Source organism: Clostridium sp. DFI.1.208, assembly GCF_024463855.1.
Lineage (GTDB): Bacteria > Bacillota_I > Bacilli_A > Erysipelotrichales > Erysipelotrichaceae > Clostridium_AQ.
In genome coordinates, this window is sequence record NZ_JANGCA010000192.1 from 1 (window position 1) to 487 (window position 487).

1 protein-coding gene is annotated in these 487 nt (G+C 42.9%); it reads right to left on the reverse strand.

Translation table 11 applies throughout. The features are described from left to right. Positions 1 to 328, reverse strand: a 328-nt coding sequence (locus NE665_RS23990; RefSeq protein WP_256302715.1) for a hypothetical protein, incomplete at its 3' end; no start/stop codon positions are given. Positions 329 to 487: the final 159 nt, after the last annotated feature.

Genomic DNA, 487 nt, shown 5'->3' on the forward strand with positions numbered 1-487 from the left:
TATTGTATATTTTATAGATCGTCGGGATCAGCTCGAGGACGACTGCGATTCCCCAGATGATCTTGAGCATCTTTAAGACAGGCTTTTGTTTCTTCTCATCTTCGTCCTTGACCATCCACGATAGACCGTGAGCAGCACTTGCAATGACAGCAACGAGAGGTATCGCCCACAGGCAGATATCCGTAAAGGAATCCAACCAAGGCTTTGCCTCATTTTTCACTCCTGCAGTATTCGGCTTTGGTTTGGCCAGTATAGGGGTCATCGTCGAATAGAAGGCGATGAGGATACCTGCAGTCGCAGGAGTCGGTTTTAATCTTTTCTTGAACATAGGGTATATCGTTTCCTTTCTTTCTTACAGTGAAAAAAGACACATGATGTGTCTTCTTTCGGATATAGAGCCGCTGTATAAACACTCATACAGTGCAAAAAGCTTATACTACATCTTGACTGTTACTTGAGAGTAACAGTTCGTAGGATAAAAAAATCT